We start from the raw sequence: 21,893 nt of genomic DNA on the forward strand, positions 1-21,893 counted from the left end.
AGGCGAAAGCCTCCCTGATCATTTCCGGAGCCTGAATGAGAATTCTGATCGTAGGTCCCTCCTGGGTGGGGGACATGGTGATGGCGCAGACCCTGTTCCAGTGTCTGCGCCAGCGGCATCCCGAGTGCGTGATCGACGTGCTGGCGCCCGAGTGGAGCCGACCGATCCTCGAGCGCATGCCCGAGGTGCGTCAGGCCCTGAGCTTCCCGCTCGGCCACGGGGTGATGGACGTCGCCACACGGCGCCGGATCGGACGCGGCCTGCGCGGTCAGTACGAGCAGGCGATCCTGCTGCCCAACTCGCTGAAGTCGGCGCTGGTGCCCTGGTTCGCCGGAATACCGAAGCGCACCGGCTGGCGCGGCGAGATGCGCTACGGGCTGCTCAATGACATCCGCAAGCTCGACAAGCAGCGCTATCCGCTGATGATCGAACGCTTCATGGCCCTGGCCTTCGAGCCGGGCGTGGAGTTGCCGAAGCCCTATCCGCAGCCGCGCCTGCGGATCGACGACGGCAGCCGCCAGGCGGCGCTCGACAAGTTCGCCCTGAGCCTGGACCGCCCGGTGCTGGCGCTCTGTCCCGGCGCCGAGTTCGGCGAGGCCAAGCGCTGGCCGGCGGAACACTACGCCGCGGTCGCCGAGGCGAAGATCCGTGCCGGCTGGCAGGTCTGGCTGTTCGGCTCGAAGAACGACCATCCCGGTGGAGAGGAGATTCGCCAGCGCCTGATTCCGGGGTTGCGCGAGGAGTCCTTCAATCTTGCCGGGGAGACTTCGCTGGCCGAGGCCATCGACCTGATGTCCTGCGCTGGCGCGGTGGTGTCCAACGATTCTGGCCTGATGCACGTGGCGGCCGCGCTGGATCGCCCGCTGGTGGGCGTCTATGGCTCCACCTCGCCGCAGTTCACCCCGCCGCTGGCGGACCGGGTGGAGATCGTCCGCCTCGGTCTCGAGTGCAGCCCGTGCTTCGAGCGCACCTGTCGCTTCGGCCACTACAATTGCCTCCGCGAGCTGCCGCCTGGTCTGGTATTGCAAGCCCTGGAGCGGCTGGTCGGCGACCCTGCCGAGGTCGCCGGATGAGGGTACTGCTGGTCAAGACCTCGTCCCTCGGCGACGTGATCCACACCCTGCCGGCGCTTACCGACGCCGCCCGGGCGATTCCCGGCATCCAGTTCGACTGGGTGGTGGAGGAAGGTTTCGCCGAGATTCCCGCCTGGCATCCGGCGGTGGCGCGGGTGATCCCGGTGGCGATCCGGCGCTGGCGCAAGAACCTCTGGCAGACCCTGCGCAACGGCGAATGGCGGCGCTTCAAGCAGCGCCTGAAGGAAGTCGACTATGACCTGGTGATCGACGCCCAGGGGCTGCTGAAGAGTGCCTGGCTGACCCGCTACGTGGGCAAGACGCCGGTCGCCGGTCTCGATCGCGACTCGGCGCGCGAGCCGCTCGCCAGCCGCTTCTATCGCCGTGCCTATCCGGTCGCCTGGGGACAGCATGCGGTGGAGCGCACGCGCCAGTTGTTCGCCCAGGCGCTGGACTACCCGTTGCCCGAGTCGGTCGGTGACTATGGCCTGGACCGCGAGCAGTTGGCCGACGCCGACCCTGGCGCGCCGTACCTGGTGTTCCTGCACGGTACTACCTGGGTCACCAAGCATTGGCCGGAAGCCTACTGGCGCGAACTGGCCGAGCGCATGTGCGAGCGCGGCTGGTCGGTGCGCCTGCCCTGGGGCAGCGCCGCCGAGCGGGAGCGGGCCGGGCGCCTGGCGGCGGGGTTGGAAAATGCCGCGGTACTCCCCAGATTATCCCTGGCCGGCATGGCCAAGGTGCTTGCCGGCGCGCGCGCCTGCGTGGCGGTGGATACCGGCCTCGGTCACCTGGCGGCGGCGCTGGACGTGCCGACGCTGTCGCTGTTCGGCCCGACCAATCCTGGCTTCACCGGCGCCTACGGGCGTTCCCAGGTTCACCTGGGCAGCGACTTCCCCTGTGCGCCGTGCCTGAAGAAGACCTGTACCTACCAGCCGACCGAAGAGGACCGCAAACTGTTCGATCTCAAGCGTGAGCAGCCGCTGTGCTTCACCCGGCTGAATCCCCAGCGCGTGGCCACCCAGCTGGAGGCCATGCTGCTGGCCCCGGAGACCCTCCGATGACCCTGGCGTTCATCCTCTACAAATACTTCCCCTTCGGCGGCCTGCAGCGCGACTTCATGCGCATCGCCCTGGAATGCCAGCGGCGCGGGCACGACATCCGCGTCTATACCCTGATCTGGGAGGGCGACGTGCCGGACGGCTTCGAAGTGCTGGTGGCCCCGGTGCGCTCGATCTTCAACCACCGGCGCAACGAGAAGTTCACCGCGTGGGTCCGCGCCGACCTGGCCAGGCGCCCGGTGCAGCGGGTGATCGGCTTCAACAAGATGCCCGGACTGGATGTCTACTACGCCGCCGACGCCTGTTTCGAGGAAAAGGCCCAGACCTTGCGCAACCCGCTGTACCGCCAGTGGGGCCGCTACCGCCACTTCGCCGGCTACGAACGGGCAGTGTTCGACCCGGCCTCGAAGACCGAGATCCTGATGATCTCCGAGGTGCAGCAGCCGCTCTTCGTCAAGCACTACGGCACCCAGGCCGAGCGTTTCCATCTGCTGCCGCCGGGGATCAGCCAGGATCGCCGGGCGCCGGCCAACGCCGCGGACGTGCGTGCGGAATTCCGCCGCGAGTTCGGCCTGGAGGAGGACGACCTGCTGCTGGTGCAGATCGGCTCCGGCTTCAAGACCAAGGGCCTGGATCGCAGCCTGAAGGCGCTGGCCGCGCTGCCCAAGGCGTTGCGCAGGCGCACCCGGCTGATCGCCATCGGCCAGGACGATCCCAAGCCGTTCCTGCTACAGATCGCCGCCCTCGGTCTCAACGACCAGGTACAGATCCTCAAGGGGCGCAGCGATATCCCGCGCTTCCTGCTCGGCGCCGACCTGCTGATCCACCCGGCCTACAACGAGAACACCGGTACGGTGCTGCTGGAGGCGCTGGTCTCCGGCCTGCCGGTGTTGGTGACCGATGTCTGCGGCTATGCCCACTACATCGCCGAGGCCGACGCCGGGCGGGTGCTGCCGAGTCCCTTCGAGCAGGACAGTCTCAACCGCCTGCTCGCGGAAATGCTGGAGGACGCTCCGGCGCGCGCCGCCTGGTCGCGCAATGGCCTGGCCTACGCCGATCATGCCGACCTCTACAGCATGCCGCAGCGCGCCGCCGACCTGATCCTCGGAGAGGCCTCATGAGGCTGGTGCTGGAAGAGCCGTTCAAGCGCCTGTGGAGCGGGCGCGATCCGTTCGAGGCGGTGGAGGCGCTGCAAGGCAAGGTCTACCGCGAACTGGAGGGGCGCCGCACCCTGCGCACCGAGGTCGACGGGCGCGGCTACTTCGTCAAGATCCACCGTGGCATCGGCTGGGGCGAGATCGCCAAGAACCTGCTCACCGCCAAGCTCCCGGTGCTCGGCGCGCGCCAGGAGTGGCAGGCCATCCGGCGCCTGCACGAGGCCGGCGTAGCGACCATGACCGCGGTCGCCTACGGCGAGCGCGGCAGCGATCCGGCGCGGCAGCATTCCTTCATCGTCACCGAGGAACTGGCGCCGACCGTGGACCTCGAGGTGTTCTCCCAGGACTGGCGCGAACGTCCTCCACCGCCGCGGCTCAAGCGCGCGCTGGTCGAGGCGGTGGCGCGGATGGTCGGCGACATGCACCGTGCCGGAGTCAACCATCGCGACTGCTACATCTGTCATTTCCTGTTGCACACCGACAAGCCGGTGAGCGCGGACGATTTCCGCCTCTCGGTGATCGACCTGCACCGTGCCCAGACCCGCGACGCCACGCCGAAACGCTGGCGTAACAAGGATCTGGCGGCATTGTATTTCTCTGCGCTGGACATCGGACTGACGCGTCGCGACAAGCTACGCTTCCTGCGCACCTATTTCCGCCGGCCGTTGCGCGAGATACTGCGCGACGAGGCCGGCCTGCTGGCCTGGATGGAACGCAAGGCGGAAAAACTCTACGAACGCAAGCAGCGTTACGGAGACCTGCTCTGATGGCGGGGTGGACCCTCGAACCCGATTACCGTCACCTGGCCGCCGACTTCGGTAGCCTCGATAGCGTGTTCGCCCTGGAGGGCGAGCGCCTGACCCGCGACCCGTTGTCCGAGGTCATCCGCATCGAGCGCGACGGCGTGCGTTACTACGTCAAGCGCTACCGCAGCGCCGGCAAGGGCCTGCGCCGCTACCTGGCGCGACCGCGGATCAAGGCCGAGTGGCAGAACCTCAAGCGCTTCGAGAAGTGGGGCATTCCCACCGCCGAAGTGGTCGCCTGGGGGCTGGAGCGCAAGGCCGGCGCCTTCCAGCGCGGCGCCATGATCACCCGCGAGCTGCCGGGCACCGAGGACTTGTCGGTGCTCGCCTGCAACCGGGATCCGCGCCTGAAGGACCCGCGCTGGGTGGACGGCGTCAGCCGGCAGATCGCCAAGGCTACGCGCCTGATGCACGACCAGCATTTCACCCACAACGACCTGAAGTGGCGCAACCTGCTGGTGGACGGCCAGCCGCTGGTGTATTTCATCGACTGCCCGAACGGCGCGTTCTGGTGGAGCTTCATGCTGCGCTACCGGATCACCAAGGACCTGGCCTGCCTGGACAAGGTGGCCAAGTACCACCTGTCGCGCACCCAGCGCCTGCGCTTCTACCTGCAATATCGCCGTCGCCGGCACCTGAACGAATCCGACAAGAAGCGTATTCGCCAGGTGGTGGCTTTCTTCGAGGGGCGCGAATGAGCGTTTTCATCGCCGCGCAGGACCACGACCTGCTCCAGCGCAACCGTCTGGACAGCTTCGACGCCCTGTGGGCCTTGCAGCTGGACGCCGTGGACGAACCGAATACCGAACGGGGTGGCTGGAGCAGCGTCTACCGCCTCGACCTGGGCGACTCCGCCTACTACCTGAAGCGCCAGAGCAACCACCTGACCCGCAGCCTGCGCCATCCGCTGGGCGAGCCGACCTTCGCCCGCGAGTTCCGCAACATCGAGCGCTACCGGGCGCTGGGCATTCCCGCCCTGCAGGCGGCGTTCTTCGCCCAGCAGGCGGTCGGCGGAGAGCGCCAGGCGATCCTCCTGACCCGTGCCCTGGACGGTTGGCAGGACCTGGACACCTGGCTGGCGTCCTGGCACGACCTGGCCGAAGAGCGGCGCCGGGCGATTCTCCGGGCGGTTGGCAGGCTGGCGCGCCAGCTGCACGCGGCCGGACAGATGCATGGTTGCTTCTATCCCAAGCATGTATTCCTCCGCGAGGGGGCCGATGGTGTCTTCGAGGCCTGCCTGATCGACCTGGAGAAGACCCGCCCGATCTGGTTCGGCCGCCGCGACCAGGTCAAGGACCTGGAGCCGATGCTGCGCCGTGCCCCGGACTGGAGCGAAGCGGACGTGCACGAATTCATCTCCGCCTATGTCGACGAACCCCTCGACTCGGCCGAGGTCGAGCAGTGGGATCGCCTTCTCGACCAGCGCCGCCGGCGCAAGGAGTCGCGCCGATGAGACTGGCCGAACTGCAAGCCGCCGGCCGCCACCCGCAACTGCCATTGCGGGTGACCCTGGCGGATGGCGCTGGCGCTGCCGAATTGCGCCTGGACAGTCTACTGCGGGTGCTGCCCGGGCAGCGCTACGTCGGTGCCGGCGAATGGCGTGGGCGCAAGGTGCTGGCCAAGCTGCTGGTGGGCGGCAAGGCCGCACGGCATTTCCAGCGCGAACTGGAAGGGGCGCGTCTGCTCGCGGCCCAGGGGCTGACCACCCCGGCGCTGCTGGCCGACGGGCTGCAGCAGGGCGAGGGCGGCTGGCTGCTGTTCGACTACCTCGACGCGGCGCAGAGCCTCGGTGACGCCTGGCGTGCGGTGGAGGCCCAGGCGCCGCTGGGCGATGCCCAGCAAGCGGTGCTCGGCGAAGCCCTGGCGGCCATTGGCGAGCTGCATGCCAAGGGCCTCTGGCAGGACGACCTGCACCTGGACAACCTGTTGCGCCACGCCGGCCGCCTGTATCTCATCGACGGTGGCGGCGTGCGTGCGGAAACTCCCGGCCAGCCGCTGTCGCGACAGAAAGTGCTGGAAAACCTCGGGGTGTTCTTCGCCCAGTTGCCGGCGCTCCTCGATCCTTTCCTGGAAGAGTTGCTGGTGCATTACCTGCTGGCCAACGGCGAGCATGCGCTGCCGCTGGAAGCCTTGCAGAAGGAAATCGCCAAGGTTCGCCGTTGGCGGGTGCGCGACCTGCTGAGGAAGGTCGGTCGCGACTGTAGCCTGTTCAGCGTCGTGCGCGGTCCGTTCCGCCTGTTCGCCGCCCGCCGCAGCGAGGCCGAGACGATGGCGCCGCTGCTGGCGGACGCGGACCGCCTGATCGCCGCCGGCCACGTCTACAAGGACGGCGGCGCGGCCACCGTCGCCCGGGTCGAAGCGAATGGCCGCACGCTGATCATCAAACGCTACAACATCAAGGGTTGGGTCCATTGGCTGAAGCGCTTCTGGCGGCCGAGCCGGGCCTGGGCCTCCTGGCGCGAAGGCAACCGCCTGGAATTCCTCGGCATCGCCACCGCCCGTCCGCTGGCGATGCTGGAGCGGCGCTGGTGCTGGCTGCGCGGGCGCGCCTACCTGATTACCGATTATCTCGGCGGTCAGGATATAATCGCTCGTTTTAAGCCTTGCCTGGACATGCCCGATGGCGCCGTTTCGCCACCGGAAGCCGAGTTGGCGGCACTGGATCGGCTGTTTTCGACGCTGATCCGCGAACGCATCAGCCACGGCGACCTGAAGGGACACAACCTGTTCTGGCAGGCCCATGAACAAGGCGGCGAATGGGCGCTGATCGACCTGGACGCGATGCGCAAGCATCACAGCCAGGCGTCCTTTGCCCGCGCCTACGCCCGCGACCGCGCGCGCTTCCTGCGCAACTGGCCGCAGGACAGCGGCCTCTACCGGCTGCTGGAGCAACGGATTCCCCGCCTCGGCGACGCCGCCGGGGCTTGAACGACAAGCGACGACCACCGCCTGCGGCGGTCGACGAGTTAAACGAAAGCCGCGGTTGTCGGTCCCACTCCGCAACCGCGAGCTGCTTTGAAGAGGTTCTACCGTGGCATTGACCGTCCTAGGCCTGTCTGGCGCCGTAAGCCATGACCCGTCCGCCGCCCTGTACATCGACGGCAAGCTGGTCGCGGCCGTCGAGGAAGAGCGCTTCGTGCGCGACAAGCACGCGAAGAACCGCATGCCCTACGAATCGGCGAAGTTCTGCCTGGAGCAGGCAGGGATCGAGCCGGCCGATGTCGACGTGGTGGCGATTCCCTTCGCTCCCATCAGCATCATGGAAAAGGCCCGCTGGCACTACGCCAAGCGCTACGCCTACGCGCCGGATCGCGCGCTGGATGCGATCCTGCTCGGCAACCGCCGCTACAAGCGTTACTACAAGCGCATCGAGTGGTGCCTGCAGCAACTCGGCTTCGACCTGAAGAAAATCAAGATCCAGCCGGTCGAGCACCACCTTGCCCACGCCTCCAGCGCCTACCATTGCTCGGGGTTCAAGGAAAAGACCGCGATCCTCGGCATCGACGGCAAGGGCGAGTACGCCACCACTTTCTTCGGCTGGGGCGAGAACGGTCGGATCCACAAGATCAAGGAGTTCTACGATCCGGATTCGCTGGGCGGCCTGTACGGCGCGATCACCGAGTACCTCGGCTTCGACATGCTCGACGGCGAGTTCAAGGTCATGGGCATGGCGCCCTACGGTGACGCCAGCAAGTACGATTTCTCCCGTCTCGCCAAGTTCGAGAACGGCGAACTGGTGATCAACACCGACTATGCCAACGTCATCGGCTTCCGCCGCTACAAGGAGAAAGGCAAGGGCTACTACTTCTCGCCCAAGCTGATCGAGTGGCTGGGGCCCAAGCGCGAAGGCGACATCGCCGACGATCCCTACATCCATTACGCCGCGAGCATCCAGGCGCTGTTCGAGAAGCTCGCGCTGGAGATGATGGACTACTACCTCGGCGATATCATCCGCGAGACCGGTAAGGTCGCTTTCGCCGGCGGCTGCGCGCTGAACGTCAAGCTCAACCAGAAGATCATCTCGCGCCCCGAAGTGAAGGAGCTGTTCGTCCAGCCGGCGGCCAGCGATGCCGGCACCGCGGTCGGCGCGGCGGCCTACGTGTCGCACCAGCGCGGCGTGCCGGTGGAGAAGATGGAGCACGTCTACCTCGGCCCGGAGTATTCCAACGAGGACGTCATCGCCGCCTGCGCCCGTCACGAGGCCAGGCCGCAGTGGCAGAAGATCGACAACCGCAGCCGGCGTATCGGCAGGATCCTTGCCGACGGCAACCCGGTGGCCTGGTTCCAGGGACGCATGGAGTTCGGTCCGCGTGCCCTCGGTGGCCGCTCCATTCTCGGCTGCCCGAGCGTGCCGGGCGTGGCCGACCGGATCAATGCGCAGATCAAGTTCCGCGAGCGCTGGCGGCCCTTCTGCCCGTCGATGCTGGATACCGTCGGCCCGCAGATGTTCAAGATCGACCACCCGGCCCCGTTCATGACCTTCACCTTCGAAGTCAACGAAGAGTGGAAGGAGCGAGTGCCGGAAGTGGTGCACGAAGACGGCACCTCCCGCGCCCAGGTGCTGAAGCGCGAGTACAACCCGCGCTACTACGACCTGATGAAGGAACTGGAGAACCTCACCGGCAACGGCGTGGCCCTGAACACTTCGCTCAATCGTCGTGGCGAACCGATGATCTGCTCGCCGACCGACGCCCTGAACATGTTCTTCGGCTCCGATCTGCAGTACCTGATCATGGAGGACATCCTGGTTGTGAAGGAGGGCGTGGACTGGTATGACTCGGTCGGCTGAACCTCGCGTCCTGCAGTTCTGTCACGGCTACGACGGGCCTTTCCTCGACTGTGCCCGTCAGTACGCCAGCCTGTTCGCCGGAACCCCGTACAAGGTCACCACGGTGTTTCTCACCGGGCGTTCCGATCCTGAGGTGGCGGCGCGTTGCGCCTCCGACGAGGTACTGTTCCTCGAGTACGGCTCCAGGGACATCCGTGGCCTCAAGCTGAAGGCGATCCGCGACTTGCGCGAGATCGCCCGTTCGCGCGACTTCCGCTTCTGCATCGCGCACCGCTTCAAGCCGATCTGGATTGCCAGCCTGGCCACTCGTCTGCCGATCGTTGGCGTGCACCACGCCTTCGGCGATTACCAGCGGTTGTCGCGCAAGGTCTTCGCCGGCCTGATGAGCAAGCGCCTGAGCCTGCTGGCGGTGTCCGACGCGGTGCGCGACGATATCCGCCGTTGCCTGCCGAAGTGGCCGGCGGAGCGGATCGAGACGCTCTACAACCGCATCGACGTCGCTGCGCTGCAGGCCGAGCAGGTCGAGCGCCTGAGTGCGCGCCGGCAACTGCGCCTGCCCGACGAGGCCTGGGTGGTCGGCAACGTTGGCCGCCTGCATCCGGACAAGGACCAGGCTACCCTGCTGCGCGGCTTCGCCGCCGCGCTGCCGCGCCTGCCACAGAACAGCCTGCTGGCGATCCTCGGCAGCGGCCGCCTGGAAGAGCAGCTCAAGGACCTGGCCTGCGAACTGGGCATCGGCGAGCGCGTGCTGTTCCTCGGCCAGGTCGAAGAGGCACGGCGCTACTTCAAGGCGTTCGACGCCTTCGCCCTGAGTTCCGACCACGAGCCGTTCGGCATGGTCCTGCTGGAGGCCATGGTCGCCGGCGTACCGCTGATCGCCACCGCCTGTGGCGGCGCCCGCGAAGTGGTGGAGGGGGTCGGCATCCTCTTCCCGCTGGGCGACGAGACGGCCCTGGCCGAGGGTCTGACCCACCTGGCAGCGCTCGACCGCCGCCAGCGCGAGGCCTGTGCGCGACTCATGCTCGAGCGCCTGGAGACACGCTTCTCCGACGCCGCGGTGCGCCGCGAATTCTGGCGCCTGCCGACGATTGCCGGCTTCGCTTCGGAGTCTGCATGCTGAACAGGTTGCGCGCCTTCCGCGAACGCGGTTGGCGCGAAGTGGATGCGCTGACCTACGCCCAGGCCTGGCAGCGTTTCGGCGGCAGCGTCGCGACCCACCCGCTGGTGGTCGAGCAACTCGCCGAAATGGCCGGAATCCCGGTGCGTTACCTGGGTTGGGAGAGCGCTGGCGAACTGGTTGCGGCGATCCCGACCTGGGGCCGCCACCTGGCGTTGTCCAAGGACGTGCTCAAGCGGCGCGGCAAGAAGGGCCTGTACGACCTGGGCAACGCCGAACTGATCCTGCCGGTGGCCGACGATGCCCGCATCGCCCTCCGCCATGCGGGACGCTACCTGTCGGCGCTGCATGAGCGGAACATCGTTACGCTGCGCCCTCAGACCGAGCAACTGGCTTTCGCTCGCGCCCCCGAGGATTTCTCCAAGAAGTTCCGCTATAATCAGCGGCGCGAAGTGCGCCTGGTGGAGGAGGCTGGTGGCCAGGTGCGCCAGGCAGACAGCTTCGCCCCGGCCGAGTTCGCCGCCATCTATCTTGAACTGTTCCAGCGTCGCTGGGGTTTCCCGGCCACCGGCGCGGAGCGCATGGCCGAGGTCTTCGAGCGGCTGCGCGAATTGCTGCGCGGCTCGGTCCTGCTGCTCAACGACCAGCCCATCGCGGTCCAGGTACTGTATCGCGCCGAAGCGCCGGGCTGGCTCAGCGTCGAGTACATCAACGGCGGCGTCGATCCGCAGACCCGCGAGTTCAGCCCTGGCAGCGTGCTCAGTTACCTGAACACCCAGGCCGCCTGGGAGGATGCGCGAGCGCTGGGCAAACCCCTGCGCTATTCGTTCGGTCGCGCCGACCGCGAATACAAGGATCGCTGGTGCCATCCTTCTCCGGTCTTCCAGGTCTGAAGCATGAGCGCACGCAAGCAGCAGTTGCTCAAGCGTCATCGACGCAACAAGCGGATCGGCCTACTGGTTGCGCTGCTGGCATTGCTGGCCGTCGGTCTGCTGGTCAGCCCCTGGTTGTTGCCGATCCTCCTCATGGCCCTGTGGGTCGCCCACGAAGCCTGGTTCGCCGATCACCTGTTCTATTCGCCGGGCGAGGACTACCGCTACCGTTTCGCGGAAGGGGTCGAGTCGCTGCCGGTACGCCTGGCGGATGGCCGTCTGCGAGTCGACGGCGAGCTGCGCGAAGGCGATACGCTGGTGCTTGGCATCGGCGTGCGCGCTGGCTGGCTGGGGCGCTTCCTCGAACCCTCGGTGCTGCTGGAAGGTGGCGCAGAGACCGATGCCCAGGCTTTCGAACGTGGGGTGAACGGCTTGCGCTACCTGAACCTGACGGGACTGGCCGGGCCGCTGGGCGAGGGCCGGATTCGCCTGCGCGGCCGGCATTGCCGGCTGGTCGGCGAACCGACCCTGTGGCGTGCGCGCCATCCCGACTACCGTGACCGGCGGGTGATGGTCATCGCTCCGCATGCCGACGACGCCGAGCTGGCCGCCTTCGGCCTCTACAGCCAGGCACGCGAGGCCTGGATCGTGACCCTGACCGCCGGCGAGATCGAAACCGAGCATTACCGCCGCATGGGCCTCGACGGAATAGCTGCGGCGCGCCTGAAGGGCCGCCTGCGCGCCTGGGATAGCCAGGCCGTGCCGGCGTGGGGTGGGGTGCCGGCCGAGCGCTGCGTGCAACTGGGTTATTTCTGCCTGCAATTGCCTGCCATGCAGGCGAACCCGGGCGAGGTGGTGCCGTCCCGTGAGGCCGATCTCGCCGATATCCGTCCGTTCCGCCAGTTCAACCGTCTGCGCCTGGCCAGCGATACCGACGGCCTGTCGACCTGGAACAATCTGCTGGCCGATCTCCGCGAGCTGATCCTGCTGGCACGTCCCGAGGTTATCGTCCTGCCTCATCCGCATTTCGATCCGCACCCGGACCATGTCCGCGCCCAGGAGGCCGTGCGCGAGGCGCTCCAGGGTCTGGACTGGCAGCCGCAGGCATTGTTGCACTATGCCAATCACCTGCACGACAACGATCGCTGGCCGATGGGCGATGCGCACATGGGGGTCAGCCTGCCGCCGCTGACCGAAGAATGCTCGCCGTTGCTGCCATGGACGCTGGCGCTGGAGAGCACGCGCCAAGTGGACAAGGCCATGGCCTTGGGCATGATGCACGACCTGCAACCCAGGCCGCCGTTCAAGCGCCGTCTGCGCCGCCGTCTGCAGGGCTGGCTCGCCGGTCGTCGCTGGCCGGCATACGGCGAGGACGAGTTCATGCGCAAGGCGGTGCGTCGGCACGAGTTGTTCTGGGTGGAGTCGCTGGATGGGGAGGCGTGATGCTTGGGTCGAGCGTTCGGCAAGGTTCGAGCCGCCATGCTGCTTCGGAGCAGCCGCGAGGATGAAGGTCTGATGAAAGTTCTGTTTCTGGTCCAGAAAGAGCAGCGAGCGATCCTGGATCGCCTGTACGACGGCATCGCCGCCCATTGCGAGTGCGATACCCGCTGGCTGAGCAGCGAGGAGCAGGCCGACCTGCGCGGCTACTTCCGCAAGCACGTGGATGTCTCGCGCTACGACCGCATCCTGTTCTTCCTCCGTTTCAAGAAGGAAATGCGCCAGGTCCGCTTCATCCGCAGCGTGCCCAACCTGGTGATCCTCGAGCACGATGCCTACCAGAACTACATTCCCTGCAAGTACACCGGCAAGTTCAGCGCCCATTACCGGCGCCTGCCCTGGGCACGGGTGATCAGTTCGGGCCATACGGTCAGCGAACGCCTGCGCCAGGAGGGATTCGACGCGGTATTCGTGCCCAAGGGCTACGACCAGACCCTGTTGCATGACCTGGGCCTGGCGCGCGATATCGAGCTGGGCTTCGTCGGCAGTACCGGCAGCGTGGCCTACAGTGGACGCAAGGCGCTGCTCGACGAGTTGGGCGGAGTGGAGAACCTGCTGGTGACCAAGACCAAGTCCGGCGAGGAGTACCTGCGCACGCTCAACCGCATCCGTTTCTTCGTCAGCGCGGATGTCGGCATGGGCGAATACATGATCAAGAATTTCGAGGCGATGGCCTGCGGTTGCGTACTGCTGGCCTACGACCAGGGCGAGCGGGAAAACGAGGCCTTGGGTTTCCGGGACATGGAGAATATCGTGCTGTATCGCTCGGTGGCGGACATCCAGGAAAAGCTCGCGATCCTGCGCCTCGACACGGCCCTCGCCGAGCGGATCGCGCGAAGCGGCCAGGCGCTGGCCATCGAACGATTCAGCTTCGCCGCTGTCGGTCAGAGTATCGTCGAGGCCATGCGGCCCGCGTTGCGCGAGCCGGAGCGTTCCGGATGGCTGGAGAAGACCTGGCGACGTATTTTTACCTGAGAGTAGCAGCCGAAAAGAGCTGGGGCTTCAGGCGTGTTTGCTATTGTTCAGCTTGTTTTTCCGGGCTGGGGGGAGGTGTAGGACCGATGAAGATCGCAGGATCGCTCATGCATGTCTGGCGCTTTGAATGGGGACGTGAAGGACAGATAAGGTTGTAGCTATGGCGCTCGTCGATGATGGTTCGCAGCCATTGGTTTCCGTGATCATCGCTTCCTATAACCACGAAAAGTATATAGAAGCGAGCATCGCCAGCGTGGCTGCGCAGACATACCGCAACGTGGAACTGCTGGTGGTGGACGATGGTTCCAGCGATGGCAGCGTCGAGCTTTTGCGCGGGCTCCAGGCGAAGTACGGCTTCGACCTCAGGGTCCAGCAGAACCAGGGACTGTCGAAAACGCTCAACGAGGCGATCGCCAGGGCCCGGGGAAATCTCATCGTGCCTTTCGGTTCGGACGACATCATGTTGCCGCAACGCCTGGAGAAACAGGTGGCACACATGTGGGACAAGCCCGAGGTAGGTATCTGCGCGGGCAATATCGAGATCATCGACTCCAATGGCCGGGTCATGCCGGGTAAGGAGCAGCGCAAACGCGACCTGCCTTTCCGCCGCCTCGACTTCGATGACCTGTTCCTGGACCGCAAGCCGGGCCCGATGGCGCCCACCCTGATGTTCCGCCGGGAAGCCCTGGAGAAGGTCGGCGGTTTCGATCCGGACATACGCCTGGAAGATGTCTATATCGAACTGGCGGTGACCAAGGCTGGCTACGTCATCGACATTCTTGGCGAGGTCCTCGCCCAGTACCGCAAGCATCCCACCAATACGTACAAGAACGCCCGTTTCATGGTGGACAACGTATTCAAGACGTACAGCCAGTTCAGCGATCACCCCGATTACGAGCAGGTGATCATGCGCTTCCGCAATTCGATGTTCCTCAAGTGCTCGAACCGGGACAAGGTACTGGCCCGGGAGCTGCTCTCCGGCTTGCCGCTGAAGTACTGGAACGAGAAGACCTTCCGCGGCATTGCGCGGCTGTTTTTCTCCTGACCGCTGATATCGCCGCACTCAAGGCGCGGCGATATCCTCCCCGCGCCTGCTGGCGGCGAACCTTTGCTGGATCCACAGCGCATACAGCAGCGCCATGGGAATCCAGATCAGGAACCAGTGTTCCTTGGGACGGGGCAGGAAGGCGTTGCCCTCCGTGAGTCCGGCTGCCAGGCCGAACACCAGCCAGGTCGAGGCTAGCAGAACGGCTGGAGACTTCCGGTTTTTCCAGGAGAAGCCGAAGGCCAGTGCGTAGATCGCCACCCACAGCAGGAGCCCGATGATCCCTCCAGCGAAAAGCACACCCAGTTCGATGTTGTGCGGGTCGGCGAGCAGCATGCCGTTGCTCAGGACGATTCGCATCGGATGATCGTAGCCGTGTCCGAGCCATGGATGCTCGCTGATCTGGCGTAGGGCGTCGGCCCAGATTTCCGGGCGGAACGATGCCCCTCTCTGGGTGATCACTTCCGGGTACAGGATGTAGCCCAGTAGCGCTCCAGCCAGGGCGAGTGCCAGGGCGATGAGGGCTTTTTTCCTGTCTCCGGCCAGGACCAGCCACATAAGGGCCGCTGTGAGCCCTACCAGGGGAGTACGTGAACCGGTCGCGATGAGAAGGCCACCGAGCAGCGCCAGGGAAATCAGTGGCAAGGGGGCCAGGATAGGGCGCGACTGCATCCAATAAGCCAGCCAGAATGCCGTGAAGGCGCCATAGACATGGGCACTCAGTAATGGGTTATAGAGAGCGCCATAACCGGTAAGGCGCAGCGGGTTGGCGTCCCAGTAGTATTGCAGCAAGGTGGCTGCCGCGGAGATCACCGCGCCAAGGGCTGCCAGCCAGGTCGCGGTCTTGAGGCGGAGGGGGGCTTCGAGCGCCAGGATGGCGGCGCAGAAGAACAGGAGAGCGATGTACAGGGGGCGCTTGAGCAGCGAGCCGGTGGAGTTCTCGGGGGCCGACCAGGACAGGCTCAGCATCATGTAGCTGCTGAAGGCGAGGAAGGCGATGAACAGCGGCGAGCCCATTAGCGGGCGAAGCAGACGCGGTTGCAGTATCACGTACAGTAGCGTCGGTGCCGCCAGGAGGATATAGAAAAGGCGATGGTAGTCGGAGCGGTCGCCGACCCAGAACATTCCGGTGAGCAGGGCCAGCCAGCCCAGCGGCAGAATCCAGTGGCTGAGGATGCGGCTGGTATCGTGGCGGAGACGGGTCAGTCGGGTAGCTGCGAACATCCTTGCTCAATCCAGTTGCAGTTGCTTGAGGAGCTGCTCGAGTGTCCAGTGGACCTGGCTGCTGCGGAGATAGGCCTTGAGCACCAGGTGCTCGCTGTCGTCGAGGAACCAGGTTCGATCCTGTTCGTAGCGCAGCAGGTGCTTGAAATTGCGAATGCGCTGGGCGGCGCTGAGCGCCGAGCGCTGGACCCGCAGGTCGGCGATGTCGATCAGGCCCATCCGGCCTTCCGGCGTGCGCACCACGTTGCCCAGGTGCAGCGAGCGGAAGTACACCCCCTTGGCGTGCAGCACGGCGATCAGCTCGCCCAGTTGCGTCCGGACTGCGTCGCCGCACTCCGGGTCGTTGCGGTCGAGTTGGCGGAGGGTCTGCCCCGGTAGCGGCTCGTAGTGCACTGCGTCGCGCTGGATATGTGGGATCCGCAATACGTCCAGCACCTTCGGGCAAACGATGTCGCGCCGCGCCAGTTCGCTGGCATTGCGGGCGAAGCGCTCCGCATAGGGGAACAGGGCTGCGGAGGAAATCAGGCGCTTGCGGCGAAACAGCTTGAGGAAGGACCCGTCGCGCAGACGCAGTACCTTGTCCCCATGACCATCGGCTTCCAGCACTTCTGCGTTGTCACGCAACTGCAAGTAGGAGGGGTAGTCTATGACTCGCATGCGAGCTCCTGAACGAACGGCCCGCCATCTTACCCCAACACGCCTTCCAGGCAGAGTGATGGAGGTCCTGTGCTACACTCCGGGACCTTTTCAGCATGTAAGAAACCATGAGCGATAGTCCTCAGAATCCCGGACCTTCCAGTCTCAAGATCTATTTCCGCCTGTTGGGCTACGTGAAGCCCTACATCGGAATGTTCCTACTCAGCATCGTCGGTTTCCTGATCTTCGCGTCGACCCAGCCGATGCTGGCGGGCATCCTCAAGTATTTCGTCGACGGCCTCTCCAATCCTGACGCGGCATTGTTTCCGAATGTGCAGTGGCCCTGGTTGCGCGACCTGCACCTGGTCTACGCGGTGCCGTTGCTGATCATCCTGATCGCTGCCTGGCAGGGGCTGGGCTCGTTCCTCGGCAACTTCTTCCTGGCCAAGGTTTCCCTGGGGCTGGTGCATGACCTGCGGGTCGCCCTGTTCAACAAGCTGCTGGTGCTGCCGAACCGCTATTTCGACACGCACAGCTCCGGCCACCTGATCTCGCGCATCACCTTCAACGTGACCATGGTCACCGGAGCAGCCACGGATGCCATCAAGGTGGTGATCCGTGAGGGCCTGACCGTGGTCTTCCTGTTCCTCTACCTGCTGTGGATGAACTGGAAGCTGACCCTGGTGATGCTGGCGATCCTGCCGGTCATCGCGGTGATGGTGACTACCGCCAGCCGCAAGTTCCGCAAGCAGAGCAAGAAGATCCAGGTGGCCATGGGCGACGTCACCCACGTCGCCTCGGAAACCATCCAGGGCTACCGGGTGGTGCGCAGCTTCGGCGGCGAAGCCTATGAAGAGAAGCGCTTCCACGACGCCAGCCAGAGCAATACCGACAAGCAGTTGCGGATGACCAAGACAGGCGCGGTCTACACGCCGATGCTGCAATTGGTGATCTACGTCGCCATGGCGATACTGATGTTCCTCGTGCTGTGGCTGCGCGGGGACGCCTCGGCCGGCGACCTGGTGGCCTATATCACCGCGGCGGGCCTTTTGCCCAAACCGATCCGCCAGCTTTCCGAGGTCAGTTCCACGGTCCAGCGCGGCGTCGCCGGCGCCGAGAGCATCTTCGAGCAGCTCGACGAAGCGGCGGAGGAAGACCAGGGGAGCGTCGAGAAGGAGCGGGTCAGCGGGCGCCTGGAAGTGCGCAACCTGAGCTTCCGTTATCCCGGAACCGACAAGCAGGTGCTGGATGACATCAGTTTCGTCGCCGAACCCGGGCAGATGATCGCCCTGGTCGGCCGTTCCGGTAGCGGCAAGTCGACCCTGGCCAACCTGGTTCCGCGCTTTTATCAGCACAATGACGGCAAGATCATGCTTGATGGCGTTGAGGTCGAGGATTATCGCCTGCGTAACCTGCGCCGCCACATCGCCCTGGTGACCCAGCAGGTCACGCTGTTCAACGACAGCGTGGCCAACAACATCGCCTACGGCGACCTGGCTGGCGCGCCGCGCGAGGAAATCGAGCGGGCGGCGAAGGCTGCCAACGCCAAGGAATTCATCGACAACCTGCCGCAAGGCTTCGACACCGAGGTCGGCGAGAATGGCGTGCTGCTTTCCGGCGGCCAGCGCCAGCGTCTGGCGATCGCCCGGGCGCTGCTCAAGGACGCGCCCCTGCTGATCCTCGACGAGGCGACCTCGGCGCTGGACACCGAGTCGGAGCGGCATATCCAGGCGGCGCTGGACGAAGTGATGAAAGGGCGCACCACCCTGGTGATCGCCCACCGCCTGTCGACCATCGAGAAGGCCGACCTGATCCTGGTGATGGACCAGGGGCAGATCGTCGAGCGCGGCAGCCACGCCGAGCTGCTGGCGCAGAACGGCCACTATGCGCGGCTGCACGCGATGGGACTGGATGAGCAGGCGCCGGCGCCTGTCGGCTGATAAACTGGGCGTCTGCCCCGAGAGGTTGTTTGGAGTTCCCATGAAGTTGTCCATGCCCCGTTTCGACCAGGCCCCGGTGTTGGTGGTCGGTGATGTGATGCTTGACCGCTACTGGCATGGCGCGACTTCGCGCATTTCGCCGGAGGCCCCGGTGCCGGTGGTCCGCGTCGAACAGCACGAGGACCGCCCCGGCGGCGCCGCCAACGTCGCGCTGAATATCGCCGCGCTGGGCGCACAGGCCTTGCTGGTCGGCGTCACCGGCCGCGACGAGGCCGCCGACAGCCTGGCCAACAGCCTCAAGGCCGCTGGAGTGGACGCGCGCTTCCAGCGCATCGATAGCCAGCCGACCATCGTCAAGCTGCGGGTCATGAGTCGTCACCAGCAACTGCTGCGGGTCGACTTCGAGGAACCGTTCCGCACCGACGCGGCGGCCCTGGCCGTGGACGTCGAGTCGCTGCTGGCCAAGGTCAAGGTGCTGGTGCTGTCCGACTACGGCAAGGGCGCGCTACAGAACCACCAGGTGCTGATCCAGGCGGCGCGGGCGCGCAACATTCCGGTACTGGCCGATCCCAAGGGCAAGGACTTCGCCATCTATCGCGGCGCCAGCCTGATCACCCCGAACCTGTCCGAATTCGAGACCATCGTCGGCCGTTGCGCCGACGAAGCCGAACTGGTCGCCAAGGGCCAGGCGCTGATGAGCGAACTCGACCTCGGCGCCTTGCTGGTGACCCGCGGCGAGCATGGCATGACCCTGCTCCGCCATGGCCAGCCGGCCCTGCACCTGCCGGCGCGGGCGCGGGAAGTGTTCGACGTCACCGGTGCCGGCGATACGGTCATCTCCACCCTGGCCGCGGCGCTTGCCGCCGGCGAGGAGCTGCCGTCCGCGGTGGGCCTGGCCAACCTGGCCGCCGGCATCGTGGTTGGCAAGCTGGGTACCGCGGCGATCAGCGCGCCCGAACTGCGTCGCGCGGTGCAGCGCGAGCAGGGTTCCGAGCGTGGCGTGCTGGGCCTGGAGCAACTGCTGCTGGCAATCGAAGACGCCCGCGCCCACGGCGAGAAGATCGTCTTCACCAATGGCTGCTTCGACATCCTTCACGCCGGCCACGTGACCTACCTTGAACAGGCGCGCGCCCAGGGCGACCGCCTGATCGTCGGGGTCAACGACGACGCCTCGGTCACTCGCCTGAAGGGCGTTGGCCGGCCGATCAACTCGGTGGACCGGCGCATGGCGGTACTCGCCGGGCTTGGCGCGGTGGACTGGGTGGTGAGCTTCGCCGAAGACACTCCCGAGCGCCTGCTCGAGCAGGTGCGTCCGGACGTGCTGGTCAAGGGCGGCGATTACGGCGTCGAGCAGGTGGTCGGCGCGCAGATCGTCAAGGCCTACGGCGGCGAGGTACGGGTGCTCGGCCTGGTGGAGAACAGCTCCACCACCGCCATCGTCGAAAAGATCCGCCAGCGCTGATTCCCGTTAGCAGGTTCTTCCCGCTTCACGCCGACCCCTGGCCCTGTGGCTGGATCATTGATGTTCCAGCCAAGCCTGGAACATCAATACATTCCAGAGCGGGCCTTGCCAGTTTCTTTTTCCGCTGAGATGCTCCTGCCAGGCTCGCCGAATCGGCTCCGGGCGCAGGTAGCCCTCGCGTCTCAAGCGTTCCTCGGCCAGGAGGCTTTCGGCCCACTCCCGCAACGGTCCCCGCAGCCAGGTGTCCAGAGGGATGGCGAATCCCATCTTGGGACGCTCGATCAGTTCCCGGGGAACGTGCTGGTAAAGAACCTGGCGCAACAGCCATTTGCCGTCGCCATTTCTGATCTTCAGGTTCAGTGGCATTTTCCAGGCGAGTTCGACCACGCGATGATCGAGGAGCGGAACGCGGGTTTCCAGACTGGTAGCCATCGCGGCGCGATCGACCTTGGCCAATATGTCATCGGCCAGGTAGGTCCGGGTATCCATGGCCATCATCCATTGTTCGAAGCTTTCCATCTCGGGGAGGCTGTCAAGATTCCAAAAGACGGAAGCCGGTTCCTCGCTGCCGATGACGAGGTTCGTAGGCTTCTTCCAGTGGCTGACCAGATCCTTGTAGAAGTCCTCTTCACTGGAAAACGCCATGAGACCGGCGAGCTTCTGAAGCTTGTCTCCTGGTGTGCGCAAACGGTACTTCGAGGGTAGCAAGGGGCTTGCGAGAGAGAACAGGCTGTCCCACATCGCCGGTGGCAGAGCGCTCAGCAGTTTTGCGAGCGTCATCCTGGCAATCAGTGGAAGCTGTTGCAACCTGTTCCATGCCTGGCATGCCGTGAGATAGCGATTGTAGCCGGCAAACAGTTCATCGCCACCATCGCCGGTGAGAGCGACCGTTACGGATTGCTTGGCCAGGCGACTGATCAGGTAGGTCGGTATCTGTGAGCTATCGGCGAAGGGCTCGCAGTAGATGCCGGGAAGACACGGCACCACCGCGAGTGCGTCTTCGGCCCTGACGTAAAGCTCGGTGTGCTGGGTGCCGAGATGCTGGGCGACAGCCTTGGCGTGTTCCGCTTCGTTGTAGCCGGGCTCGTCGAAGCCAATGGTGAACGTCTGTACGGGCCGGGAATGCCGAGCCTGCATAAGGGCCACGATTGTGCTGCTGTCGACGCCACCGCTAAGGAAGGCGCCAAGAGGTACGTCACTGAGCATTTGCGAAGTAACGCTGGCGGACAGTTGCCGGTGCAGGGCATCCACGGCCTCTGAGTCACTTCCCTGGAATGGCTGATGGATCCCTTGTGCGATGACCTTGCTCAGAGACCAGTAGGGGAGCGGATCCATGAGTTCACCTGGCGTGGCATTAGCCAGGTTCAATTGAATGTAATGCCCGGGCGGAAGTTTTTTTATACCTTTGTAGATGCTGTTGGGAGTGGGGCAATATCCAAAACGTAGAAATGCTGCAAGGCTGTCTCTGTCGATCTCTTTTTGGAACTCTGGGTGTATGGTCAGAGACTTTAACTCGGAGGAAAACAGGAAGCAGTTTCCCTGCCACCCATAATATAAAGGTTTTTCCCCTAGCCGGTCACGAATGAGGAAGATTTTACTCGTTTCTTTATCGAAAAGTGCGAGGGAAAACATGCCAGTGATATTGGATAGGGTTTTCTCCATACCCCAGACGGAGAAGCAGGCAAGCAGCGTCTCGGTGTCGGAATGCCCCCTCCAGGGATGCGGTTCGAGCAGGGCACGGAGTGCCAGATGATTGTAGATCTCCCCATTGAAGACTATGACGTACCGTCCGCATGCAGACGGCATGGGCTGATGTCCGGCCGTCGACAGGTCCTGTATGGCCAGGCGGCGGTGGCCGAGCGCCAGGCCGATGGAATGATCCAACCAATATCCTTTGTCATCGGGGCCACGATGAATGATCTTGTCCGTCATCTGGCCAATGATCTGTACCATTTGGGTCTTTTCAGTGTGTCTTTGGATAAATCCACTGATACCGCACATTTTCTTTACTCGTCGACGGGAATGGCTTGGGGATGACGCGGGAGGGGGATGGCAAGAAGCGGGATTGTATTTAAAGGTTTTACTTAGGGAAGAGGATAAGCCTGCAGTAATTTCATGCTTTTGAGGGTGTCCGAAATTTTGTGTAACCGGCTCATGAGCGACACTGTCGCTGAGAACTGGAGACACCATGAACAAGACGCCCCACACCATTACCGACGAACTGCTGGATCAGCTTCTGGCC

The 21,893-nt window shown here is 64.8% G+C and carries 18 protein-coding genes; 15 read left to right on the top strand and 3 right to left on the bottom strand.

Annotated features, from left to right (window positions below; genetic code table 11):
• The first annotated feature begins 35 nt into the window (after window positions 1-35).
• From waaF to wapR, 13 genes are all read left to right on the top strand, one after another.
• The gene (waaF, locus tag AC4OR5_RS09505) at window positions 36-1,073 is read left to right on the top strand and encodes a lipopolysaccharide heptosyltransferase II (RefSeq protein WP_003109905.1); all 1,038 of its coding nucleotides are present in this window, start codon (window positions 36-38) and stop codon (window positions 1,071-1,073) included.
• Window positions 1,070-2,137 carry a lipopolysaccharide heptosyltransferase I gene (waaC, locus tag AC4OR5_RS09510; protein ID WP_003095779.1) on the top strand — a complete coding sequence of 356 codons (1,068 nt, stop codon included), beginning with the start codon at window positions 1,070-1,072 and terminating at the stop codon, window positions 2,135-2,137. The genes waaF and waaC overlap by 4 nt, the downstream gene beginning before the upstream one ends.
• Entirely contained in the window at window positions 2,134-3,255 is a 1,122-nt protein-coding gene (locus AC4OR5_RS09515; RefSeq protein ID WP_003135667.1) for a glycosyltransferase family 4 protein, read from the top strand. Before waaC ends, AC4OR5_RS09515 begins: the two co-directional genes overlap by 4 nt.
• Window positions 3,252-4,058 (top strand): lipopolysaccharide core heptose(I) kinase RfaP, encoded by an 807-nt coding sequence (rfaP, locus tag AC4OR5_RS09520; RefSeq protein ID WP_003095775.1) that lies wholly within the window; start codon window positions 3,252-3,254, stop codon window positions 4,056-4,058. Before AC4OR5_RS09515 ends, rfaP begins: the two co-directional genes overlap by 4 nt.
• A complete protein-coding gene (locus AC4OR5_RS09525; protein ID WP_003109902.1) occupies window positions 4,058-4,792 on the top strand; it encodes a lipopolysaccharide kinase InaA family protein in 735 nt (244 codons plus the stop codon). The genes rfaP and AC4OR5_RS09525 overlap by 1 nt, the downstream gene beginning before the upstream one ends.
• The gene (locus AC4OR5_RS09530; RefSeq protein WP_058161061.1) at window positions 4,789-5,547 is read left to right on the top strand and encodes a lipopolysaccharide kinase InaA family protein; all 759 of its coding nucleotides are present in this window, start codon (window positions 4,789-4,791) and stop codon (window positions 5,545-5,547) included. Before AC4OR5_RS09525 ends, AC4OR5_RS09530 begins: the two co-directional genes overlap by 4 nt.
• Complete coding sequence (locus AC4OR5_RS09535) at window positions 5,544-7,022, top strand: lipopolysaccharide kinase InaA family protein (RefSeq protein WP_003123597.1); 1,479 nt, start codon at window positions 5,544-5,546, stop codon at window positions 7,020-7,022. Before AC4OR5_RS09530 ends, AC4OR5_RS09535 begins: the two co-directional genes overlap by 4 nt.
• A 103-nt stretch (window positions 7,023-7,125) precedes the next feature.
• The gene (locus tag AC4OR5_RS09540) at window positions 7,126-8,883 is read left to right on the top strand and encodes a carbamoyltransferase family protein (RefSeq protein WP_003095766.1); all 1,758 of its coding nucleotides are present in this window, start codon (window positions 7,126-7,128) and stop codon (window positions 8,881-8,883) included.
• On the top strand, window positions 8,867-10,003 hold the full coding sequence (locus AC4OR5_RS09545) for a glycosyltransferase (RefSeq protein WP_003109898.1): 1,137 nt from the start codon (window positions 8,867-8,869) through the stop codon (window positions 10,001-10,003). The genes AC4OR5_RS09540 and AC4OR5_RS09545 overlap by 17 nt, the downstream gene beginning before the upstream one ends.
• Window positions 9,997-10,893 (top strand): antimicrobial resistance protein Mig-14, encoded by an 897-nt coding sequence (locus AC4OR5_RS09550; RefSeq protein WP_003158384.1) that lies wholly within the window; start codon window positions 9,997-9,999, stop codon window positions 10,891-10,893. The genes AC4OR5_RS09545 and AC4OR5_RS09550 overlap by 7 nt, the downstream gene beginning before the upstream one ends.
• A 3-nt stretch (window positions 10,894-10,896) precedes the next feature.
• Window positions 10,897-12,315 carry a PIG-L deacetylase family protein gene (locus tag AC4OR5_RS09555; protein WP_058161062.1) on the top strand — a complete coding sequence of 473 codons (1,419 nt, stop codon included), beginning with the start codon at window positions 10,897-10,899 and terminating at the stop codon, window positions 12,313-12,315.
• A gap of 72 nt (window positions 12,316-12,387) precedes the next feature.
• A complete protein-coding gene (locus AC4OR5_RS09560; RefSeq protein ID WP_058161068.1) occupies window positions 12,388-13,344 on the top strand; it encodes a glycosyltransferase family protein in 957 nt (318 codons plus the stop codon).
• Between the two features lie 160 nt (window positions 13,345-13,504).
• Window positions 13,505-14,389 carry an alpha-1,3-rhamnosyltransferase gene (gene wapR, locus AC4OR5_RS09565; protein ID WP_003095756.1) on the top strand — a complete coding sequence of 295 codons (885 nt, stop codon included), beginning with the start codon at window positions 13,505-13,507 and terminating at the stop codon, window positions 14,387-14,389.
• 18 nt (window positions 14,390-14,407) lie between these two features.
• On the opposite strand, the gene waaL is transcribed toward wapR, so the two are convergent.
• Entirely contained in the window at window positions 14,408-15,613 is a 1,206-nt protein-coding gene (waaL, locus tag AC4OR5_RS09570) for an O-antigen ligase WaaL (protein WP_058161063.1), read from the bottom strand.
• Between the two features lie 6 nt (window positions 15,614-15,619).
• Entirely contained in the window at window positions 15,620-16,270 is a 651-nt protein-coding gene (locus AC4OR5_RS09575) for a BUD32 family EKC/KEOPS complex subunit (RefSeq protein ID WP_058161064.1), read from the bottom strand.
• A 107-nt stretch (window positions 16,271-16,377) separates the two neighbouring features.
• On the opposite strand from AC4OR5_RS09575, the gene msbA reads away from it, so the two are divergent.
• Window positions 16,378-18,189 carry a lipid A export permease/ATP-binding protein MsbA gene (msbA, locus tag AC4OR5_RS09580; RefSeq protein ID WP_003095749.1) on the top strand — a complete coding sequence of 604 codons (1,812 nt, stop codon included), beginning with the start codon at window positions 16,378-16,380 and terminating at the stop codon, window positions 18,187-18,189.
• Window positions 18,190-18,229: 40 nt separating this feature from the next.
• Window positions 18,230-19,651: a bifunctional D-glycero-beta-D-manno-heptose-7-phosphate kinase/D-glycero-beta-D-manno-heptose 1-phosphate adenylyltransferase HldE gene (gene hldE / locus AC4OR5_RS09585; protein WP_003123589.1), complete on the top strand. Its 1,422-nt coding sequence runs from the start codon at window positions 18,230-18,232 to the stop codon at window positions 19,649-19,651.
• A 54-nt stretch (window positions 19,652-19,705) separates the two neighbouring features.
• Here the strand turns inward: hldE and asnB are convergent, their stop codons facing one another.
• Window positions 19,706-21,652 (bottom strand): asparagine synthase (glutamine-hydrolyzing), encoded by a 1,947-nt coding sequence (asnB, locus tag AC4OR5_RS09590; RefSeq protein ID WP_116271223.1) that lies wholly within the window; start codon window positions 21,650-21,652, stop codon window positions 19,706-19,708.
• Between the last annotated feature and the right edge of the window lie 241 nt (window positions 21,653-21,893).

The sequence above is a fragment of the Pseudomonas sp. YA1 genome (assembly GCF_058680555.1).

What these genes read in the sequence shown, in the direction of transcription:
- waaF (WP_003109905.1), top strand. Translation starts at nt 36, where the DNA reads ATGAGAATTCTGATCGTAGGTCCCTCCTGGGTGGGGGACATGGTGATG.
- waaC (WP_003095779.1), top strand. Translation starts at nt 1,070, where the DNA reads ATGAGGGTACTGCTGGTCAAGACCTCGTCCCTCGGCGACGTGATCCAC.
- AC4OR5_RS09515 (WP_003135667.1), top strand. Translation starts at nt 2,134, where the DNA reads ATGACCCTGGCGTTCATCCTCTACAAATACTTCCCCTTCGGCGGCCTG.
- rfaP (WP_003095775.1), top strand. Translation starts at nt 3,252, where the DNA reads ATGAGGCTGGTGCTGGAAGAGCCGTTCAAGCGCCTGTGGAGCGGGCGC.
- AC4OR5_RS09525 (WP_003109902.1), top strand. Translation starts at nt 4,058, where the DNA reads ATGGCGGGGTGGACCCTCGAACCCGATTACCGTCACCTGGCCGCCGAC.
- AC4OR5_RS09530 (WP_058161061.1), top strand. Translation starts at nt 4,789, where the DNA reads ATGAGCGTTTTCATCGCCGCGCAGGACCACGACCTGCTCCAGCGCAAC.
- AC4OR5_RS09535 (WP_003123597.1), top strand. Translation starts at nt 5,544, where the DNA reads ATGAGACTGGCCGAACTGCAAGCCGCCGGCCGCCACCCGCAACTGCCA.
- AC4OR5_RS09545 (WP_003109898.1), top strand. Translation starts at nt 8,867, where the DNA reads ATGACTCGGTCGGCTGAACCTCGCGTCCTGCAGTTCTGTCACGGCTAC.
- AC4OR5_RS09550 (WP_003158384.1), top strand. Translation starts at nt 9,997, where the DNA reads ATGCTGAACAGGTTGCGCGCCTTCCGCGAACGCGGTTGGCGCGAAGTG.
- AC4OR5_RS09555 (WP_058161062.1), top strand. Translation starts at nt 10,897, where the DNA reads ATGAGCGCACGCAAGCAGCAGTTGCTCAAGCGTCATCGACGCAACAAG.
- AC4OR5_RS09560 (WP_058161068.1), top strand. Translation starts at nt 12,388, where the DNA reads ATGAAAGTTCTGTTTCTGGTCCAGAAAGAGCAGCGAGCGATCCTGGAT.
- wapR (WP_003095756.1), top strand. Translation starts at nt 13,505, where the DNA reads ATGGCGCTCGTCGATGATGGTTCGCAGCCATTGGTTTCCGTGATCATC.
- waaL (WP_058161063.1), bottom strand. Translation starts at nt 15,613, where the DNA reads ATGTTCGCAGCTACCCGACTGACCCGTCTCCGCCACGATACCAGCCGC.
- AC4OR5_RS09575 (WP_058161064.1), bottom strand. Translation starts at nt 16,270, where the DNA reads ATGCGAGTCATAGACTACCCCTCCTACTTGCAGTTGCGTGACAACGCA.
- msbA (WP_003095749.1), top strand. Translation starts at nt 16,378, where the DNA reads ATGAGCGATAGTCCTCAGAATCCCGGACCTTCCAGTCTCAAGATCTAT.
- hldE (WP_003123589.1), top strand. Translation starts at nt 18,230, where the DNA reads ATGAAGTTGTCCATGCCCCGTTTCGACCAGGCCCCGGTGTTGGTGGTC.
- asnB (WP_116271223.1), bottom strand. Translation starts at nt 21,652, where the DNA reads ATGTGCGGTATCAGTGGATTTATCCAAAGACACACTGAAAAGACCCAA.